A 6,911-nucleotide genomic window follows, 5' to 3' on the forward strand; every position below is an offset into this window, starting at 1 on the left:
CCCGCGGTCCGTCCGGCGGCCTCCGGCCAGCCCGCCCGCGCCGCCTCCCCCAACCGTGTCCGCGCCCGGCTGGCCCGGCTCGGCGTACAGCGCTCGAACCCGTACAACCCGGTGCTGGAGCCGCTGCTGCGGGCGGTGCGCAGCAACGACCCGAAGATCGAGACGGCGACGCTCCGCCAGATCGAGAACGCCTACCAGGTGGCCGAGCGCTGGCACCGCGGCCAGAAGCGCAAGAGCGGCGACCCGTACATCACCCACCCGCTGGCCGTCACCACGATCCTCGCCGAACTGGGCATGGACCCGGCGACCCTGATGGCGGGCCTGCTGCACGACACGGTCGAGGACACCGAGTACGGCCTCGACCAGCTCCGCCGCGACTTCGGCGACTCCGTCGCGCTCCTGGTGGACGGCGTCACCAAGCTCGACAAGGTCAAGTTCGGCGAGGCCGCGCAGGCCGAGACCGTGCGCAAGATGGTCGTCGCGATGGCCAAGGACCCGCGCGTCCTGGTCATCAAGCTCGCCGACCGCCTCCACAACATGCGCACCATGCGCTACCTCAAGCGCGAGAAGCAGGAGAAGAAGGCGCGCGAGACGCTGGAGATCTACGCGCCGCTCGCCCATCGCCTGGGCATGAACACCATCAAGTGGGAGCTGGAGGACCTCGCCTTCGCGATCCTCTACCCCAAGATGTACGACGAGATCGTCCGGCTGGTGGCCGAGAGGGCACCGAAACGTGACGAGTACCTGGCCATAGTGACCGACGAGGTCCAGTCCGACCTCCGCGCGGCCCGCATCAAGGCCTCGGTCACCGGCCGCCCGAAGCACTACTACAGCGTCTACCAGAAGATGATCGTACGAGGCCGTGACTTCGCGGAGATCTACGACCTGGTGGGCATCCGCGTCCTCGTCGACACCGTCCGGGACTGCTACGCCGCCCTCGGCACCGTGCACGCGCGCTGGAACCCGGTCCCCGGCCGGTTCAAGGACTACATCGCGATGCCCAAGTTCAACATGTACCAGTCGCTGCACACGACGGTCATCGGACCCAACGGCAAGCCCGTCGAACTCCAGATCCGTACGTTCGACATGCACCGCCGCGCCGAGTACGGCATCGCCGCGCACTGGAAGTACAAGCAGGAGGCCGTCGCCGGCGCCTCCAAGGTGCGGTCCGACCAGCCGAGGGCCACCGGCAAGGACGATCACCTCAACGACATGGCCTGGCTGCGGCAGCTGCTGGACTGGCAGAAGGAGACCGAGGACCCCAGCGAGTTCCTGGAGTCCCTGCGCTTCGACCTGTCCCGCAACGAGGTCTTCGTCTTCACGCCCAAGGGCGACGTCATAGCGCTCCCGGCGGGCGCGACCCCGGTCGACTTCTCGTACGCGGTCCACACCGAGGTCGGCCACCGCACGATAGGGGCACGGGTCAACGGCCGCCTCGTACCGCTCGAATCCACCCTGGACAACGGCGACCTGGTGGAGGTCTTCACCTCCAAGGCGACCGGCGCGGGGCCCTCCCGCGACTGGCTCGGCTTCGTCAAGTCGCCGCGCGCCCGCAACAAGATCCGCGCCTGGTTCTCCAAGGAACGGCGCGACGAGGCGATCGAACAGGGCAAGGACGCCATCGCGCGCGCGATGCGCAAGCAGAACCTGCCGATCCAGCGCATCCTCACCGGTGACTCCCTCGTCACCCTCGCCCACGAGATGCGCTACCCGGACATCTCGTCCCTGTACGCGGCGATCGGCGAGGGCCATGTGGCCGCGCAGAACGTCGTACAGAAGCTCGTGCAGGCCCTCGGCGGCGAGGAGGCGGCCACCGAGGAGATCGACGAGTCCGTGCCGCCGGCCCGCGGCCGCAAGCGGCGCACCAACAACGACCCCGGTGTGGTGGTCAAGGGCGTCGACGACGTCTGGGTGAAGCTCGCCCGCTGCTGTACGCCCGTACCTGGCGATCCCATCATCGGATTCGTCACGCGCGGTAGTGGCGTATCGGTTCACCGCAGTGACTGCGTGAACATCGAGTCACTGAACCGGGAGCCCGAGCGGATCCTCGAAGTCGAGTGGGCGCCCACCCAGTCCTCGGTGTTCCTGGTCGCCATCCAGGTCGAGGCCCTGGACCGCTCCCGGCTGCTCTCGGACGTCACCCGCGTCCTGTCCGACCAGCACGTCAACATCCTGTCGGCGGCCGTCCAGACGTCGAGGGACCGGGTGGCCACCTCCCGCTTCACCTTCGAGATGGGCGACCCCAAGCACCTGGGGCACGTCCTGAAGGCCGTCAGGGGCGTCGAGGGCGTGTACGACGTCTACCGGGTGACCTCGGCCCGCAGACCGTAGCCACACGCGGCACAGGGGGCACACAGGGCACATCACAGGGCACGCGAAGGGGCTCCCGTACGAGATGTACGGGAGCCCCTTCGTTCGTCCGGCAGCGTGCGACGGAACCCGTGCGACGCGACCGGCGGGAGATCAGCCGGTCAGCCGCCGAACTCCTGCAGACCCTTGAGCGCCTGGTCCAGCAGCGCCTGGCGGCCGTCGAGCTCCTTCTGGAGCTTGTCGGCCCTGGCGTTGTTGCCCTGTGCCCTGGCGGCCTCGATCTGGCCGGTGAGCTTGTCCACGGCGGCCTGGAGCTGACCGGTCAGACCCTCGGCACGCGCGCGTGCCTCCGGGTTCGTCCGGCGCCACTCGTTCTCCTCGGACTCCTGAAGAGCCCGCTCGACCGTCTGCATCCGGCCCTCGACCTTCGGCCGTGAGTCACGCGGCACATGCCCGATGGCCTCCCAGCGCTCATTGATCGAACGGAAGGCGGCCCGCGCCGCTTTGAGATCCGTGATCGGCAGGAGCTTCTCGGCCTCCCCGGCCAGCTCCTCCTTGAGCTTGAGGTTCTCGGTCTGCTCCGCGTCCCGCTCGGCGAAGACCGAACTGCGCGCCGCGAAGAACACGTCCTGGGCGCCGCGGAAGCGGTTCCACAGGTCGTCCTCGTGCTCGCGCTGGGCACGGCCGACGGCCTTCCAGTCCGTCATCAGCTCGCGGTAGCGCGCCGCCGTCGGACCCCAGTCGGTCGACGACGACAGGCTCTCGGCCTCCGCGACCAGCTTCTCCTTGGCCTTGCGGGCGTCCTCGCGCTGCGCGTCCAGGGACGCGAAGTGCGCCTTGCGGCGCTTGGAGAACGCCGAGCGGGCGTGCGAGAAGCGGTGCCACAGCTCGTCGTCCGACTTCCGGTCGAGCCGGGGCAGCCCCTTCCAGATGTCCACCAGCGCGCGCAGCCGCTCACCGGCGGAGCGCCACTGGTCGGACTGCGCCAGCTCCTCCGCCTCGACGACCAGCGCCTCCTTGGCGTGCCGTGCCTCGTCGGACTGCTTGGCCCGCTGCTGCTTGCGCTCCTCGCGGCGGGCCTCGACGGTCTCCACGAGCTTGTCCAGCCGGACCTTCAGCGCGGCCAGGTCGCCGACCGCGTGGTGGGCGTCCACCTGTGCGCGGATGTGGTCGATGGCCACCTGGGCGTCCTTCGAGGACAGGTCGGTGGTCTTCACTCGCTTCTCGAGGAGGCCGATCTCGACAACCAGGCCCTCGTACTTGCGCTCGAAGTAGGCCAACGCCTCCTCGGGGGAGCCGGCCTGCCAGGAACCGACGACCTGCTCACCGTCGGCAGTACGCACGTACACGGTCCCCGTCTCGTCGACGCGGCCCCACGGGTCGCTGCTCACAGCGCCTCCTCCACATGATGCCTGCGGAGGGCTCTGCACCCCCGGGCATCGTCCACAGTTTCGTCTCGGCCAACATAGGCGACCGGCAGGGATGCTGTCCGCATCCCGCGCGACCGAAGTTTCGCAGTTGGCGGTCAGGATTTCGTTACGGTCGCCTTGTTGATCACAACGGTCGCGTTCGGTGCGCCGTCGCCCTGTCCCGTGGCCTCACCGGCCGCGGCGATTTTCGTCAGCACCTTCATGCCCGACGGGCTGATCGTGCCGAACGGTGTGTAACTGGGCGGAAGCTGACTGTCCTTGTAGACCAGGAAGAACTGGCTGCCGCCGGTGTGCGCCTGACCCGTGTTGGCCATGGCGATCGTGCCCGCCGGGTAGGTGTTGCTCTTGAGGCTCTTGTCCTTCAGGTTCTCGTCCGGGAGCGTGTAGCCGGGACCGCCCATACCGGTGCCCTTCGGGTCACCGCACTGCAGCACGTAGATGCCGTTCGTGGTGAGCCGGTGGCACTTGGTGTGGTCGAGGTAGCCCTCGCGCGCCAGGAAGTCGAACGAGTTCACCGTGTGCGGCGCCGCGGACGTCTTCAGGGCGATGTCGATGTCGCCGCAGGTCGTCGCGAGCTTCATGTCGTACTTCGCCGACGTGTCGATGGTCATCGCCGGCTCCTTCTTCCAGCTCAGCGACTTCACCGCCCCCGCGGCCGGCTTCTGGCAGGGGTCCGCGGCCTTCTTCGGCGGGGCGCTCGGGCTCGGGGTGACCTCCGCGCTCGCGTTCGCCTTGCTGTCGTCGTTCTTGAAGACCCCGGTCGCGTACGAGACCAGGCTGCCCACGACGATCACGCCGAGGACCGACGCGATCACCGAGTTGCGCACGTTCGACTTGCGCCGCGCGGCCGTACGCCGCTGCTGCTGCCGCAAGAACTTCTCCCGGGCGAGCTGACGCCGCCGCTGCTCCTGGGTGACCACCGGGTTCTCTCCTCATGCGTCTCGTACGTCAACTGGTCGCGTGCGTCTTGTGTGCCGATCGCCTGCGTGTGCCCCGTACCGTATATGGGTTCGCTGAGGAAACGGCAGCGCCGGTAGGCTCTGGGGCACTGCCAGCCACCCCGTACGGCCACGTACGCCACAAATCGAAGGACGATCGTGCTCATTGCCGGGTTCCCGGCCGGCGCCTGGGGGACGAACTGTTATCTCGTCGCCCCCGCCGCCGGTGAGGAGTGCGTGATCATCGACCCGGGCCATCAGGCCGCCGAGGGAGTCGAGGAGACGCTGAAGAAGCATCGCCTCAAGCCCGTCGCCGTCGTCCTCACCCATGGCCACCTCGACCATGTCGCCTCGGTCGTCCCGGTGTGCGGCGCGCACGGTGTCCCGGCGTGGATCCACCCCGACGACCGCTACATGATGAGCGACCCGGAGAAGGCGCTCGGCCGTTCCATCGGGATGCCGCTGATGGGCGAGCTGACCATCGGGGAACCGGACGACGTCAAGGAGCTCACGGACGGCGCACGGCTGGAACTGGCGGGACTGGAGCTGAGCGTCGCGCACGCGCCGGGCCATACCAAGGGGTCGGTGACGTTCAGGATGCCCGAGACCACGGACATCCCGTCCGTGTTCTTCTCGGGCGACCTGCTCTTCGCCGGCTCCATCGGACGCACCGACCTGCCCGGCGGTGACATGGCCGAGATGCTCGACTCGCTGGCCCGCGTGTGCCTGCCGCTCGACGACTCGACCGTGGTGCTGTCCGGCCACGGCGCCCAGACGACCATCGGCCAGGAGCGCGCCACCAACCCGTACCTGCGGCAGGTGGCGGCCGGCCTTCAAGATCGCGGCGAGGGAACGAACCCCCCTCACCGACGAGGAATGTGACGAGACCTTCCGTGAGCACCTTCAAGGCCCCCAAGGGCACCTACGACCTGATCCCGCCGGACAGCGCGAAGTTCCTGGCGGTACGGGAAGCCATCGCGGCCCCGCTGCGCAACTCCGGCTACGGCTACATCGAGACGCCGGGCTTCGAGAACGTCGAACTGTTCGCCCGGGGTGTGGGCGAGTCGACGGACATCGTCACGAAGGAGATGTACGCCTTCGAGACCAAGGGCGGCGACATGCTGGCCCTGCGCCCCGAGGGCACCGCGTCGGTCCTGCGCGCGGCGCTTGAGGCCAACCTCCACAAGCTGGGCAACCTGCCGGTCAAGCTCTGGTACTCGGGCTCGTACTACCGCTACGAGCGCCCCCAGAAGGGCCGTTACCGCCACTTCTCGCAGGTGGGCGCGGAGGCGATCGGCGCGGAGGATCCGGCGCTGGACGCCGAGCTGATCATCCTGGCCGACCAGGCGTACCGGGCGCTGGGGCTGCGGAACTTCCGCATCCTGCTGAACTCGCTGGGCGACAAGGAGTGCCGCCCGGTCTACAGGGCCGCGCTGCAGGACTTCCTCCGGGGCCTCGACCTCGACGAGGAGACGCTGCGCCGCGCCGACATCAACCCGCTGCGCGTCCTGGACGACAAGCGGGACGACGTCCAGAAGCAGCTGGTGGGGGCGCCGCTGCTGCGGGACTTCCTGTGCGATGCGTGCAAGGCGTATCACGAGGAGGTGCGGGAGCTGCTGGTCGCGCAGGGCGTTGCCTTCGAGGACGACGCCAAGCTGGTCCGCGGCCTGGACTACTACACCCGTACGACCTTCGAGTTCGTCCACGACGGTCTGGGGTCCCAGTCCGCGGTGGGCGGCGGTGGGCGCTACGACGGTCTCTCCGAGATGATCGGCGGCCCCGCGCTGCCGTCGGTGGGCTGGGCGCTGGGCGTCGACCGTACGGTGCTGGCGCTTGAGGCGGAGGGGGTCGAGCTCGAACTCCCGTCCGCGACGAGCGTGTTCGCGGTGCCGCTGGGCGAGGAGGCTCGCCGGGTGCTGTTCGCGAAGGTCACGGAGCTGCGGAAGGCGGGGGTCGCGGCGGACTTCTCGTACGGGGCGAAGGGGCTCAAGGCGGCCATGAAGGCGGCCAACAGGTCGGGTGCCCGCTTCGCGCTGGTCGCCGGGGAACGCGACCTCGCGGAGGGCGTCGTTCAGCTGAAGGACATGGAATCCGGGGAGCAGACGGCGGTCGGCGTGGACGAGATCGTGGCGGAGCTGGGGGCGAGGCTGGGCTGAGGTGGTGGTGGGCGGCGGCTTTTCCCGCCCCCGCCGCCCCTACCCATTCCCGTCCAGTCCCTGGGGGCTGCCGCCCC

The 6,911-nt window shown here is 69.0% G+C and carries 5 protein-coding genes; 3 read left to right on the forward strand and 2 right to left on the reverse strand.

Features of this window, described 5'->3' with window-relative positions:
* Positions 1–2,331 (forward strand): RelA/SpoT family protein (locus AOK08_RS36895; protein WP_055534241.1); only part of this gene is annotated, 2,331 nt, incomplete at its 5' end.
* A 140-nt stretch (positions 2,332–2,471) separates the two neighbouring features.
* On the opposite strand, the gene AOK08_RS36900 is transcribed toward AOK08_RS36895, so the two are convergent.
* Together AOK08_RS36900 and AOK08_RS36905 are read right to left on the reverse strand one after the other, a co-directional pair.
* Positions 2,472–3,701 (reverse strand): DUF349 domain-containing protein, encoded by a 1,230-nt coding sequence (locus AOK08_RS36900; RefSeq protein WP_055534245.1) that lies wholly within the window; start codon positions 3,699–3,701, stop codon positions 2,472–2,474.
* Between the two features lie 134 nt (positions 3,702–3,835).
* Positions 3,836–4,660, reverse strand: a complete 825-nt coding sequence (locus tag AOK08_RS36905) for a peptidylprolyl isomerase (RefSeq protein WP_055534249.1) — start codon at positions 4,658–4,660, stop codon at positions 3,836–3,838.
* Positions 4,661–4,837: 177 nt separating this feature from the next.
* On the opposite strand from AOK08_RS36905, the gene AOK08_RS36910 reads away from it, so the two are divergent.
* Positions 4,838–5,560, forward strand: a complete 723-nt coding sequence (locus AOK08_RS36910; RefSeq protein WP_055534255.1) for an MBL fold metallo-hydrolase — start codon at positions 4,838–4,840, stop codon at positions 5,558–5,560.
* An 11-nt stretch (positions 5,561–5,571) separates the two neighbouring features.
* Positions 5,572–6,834: a histidine--tRNA ligase gene (gene hisS / locus AOK08_RS36915; protein WP_055534256.1), complete on the forward strand. Its 1,263-nt coding sequence runs from the start codon at positions 5,572–5,574 to the stop codon at positions 6,832–6,834.
* The last annotated feature ends 77 nt before the right edge of the window (positions 6,835–6,911 follow it).

The organism is Streptomyces graminilatus (genome assembly GCF_001418565.1).
Taxonomy (GTDB): Bacteria; Actinomycetota; Actinomycetes; order Streptomycetales; family Streptomycetaceae; genus Streptomyces; species Streptomyces graminilatus.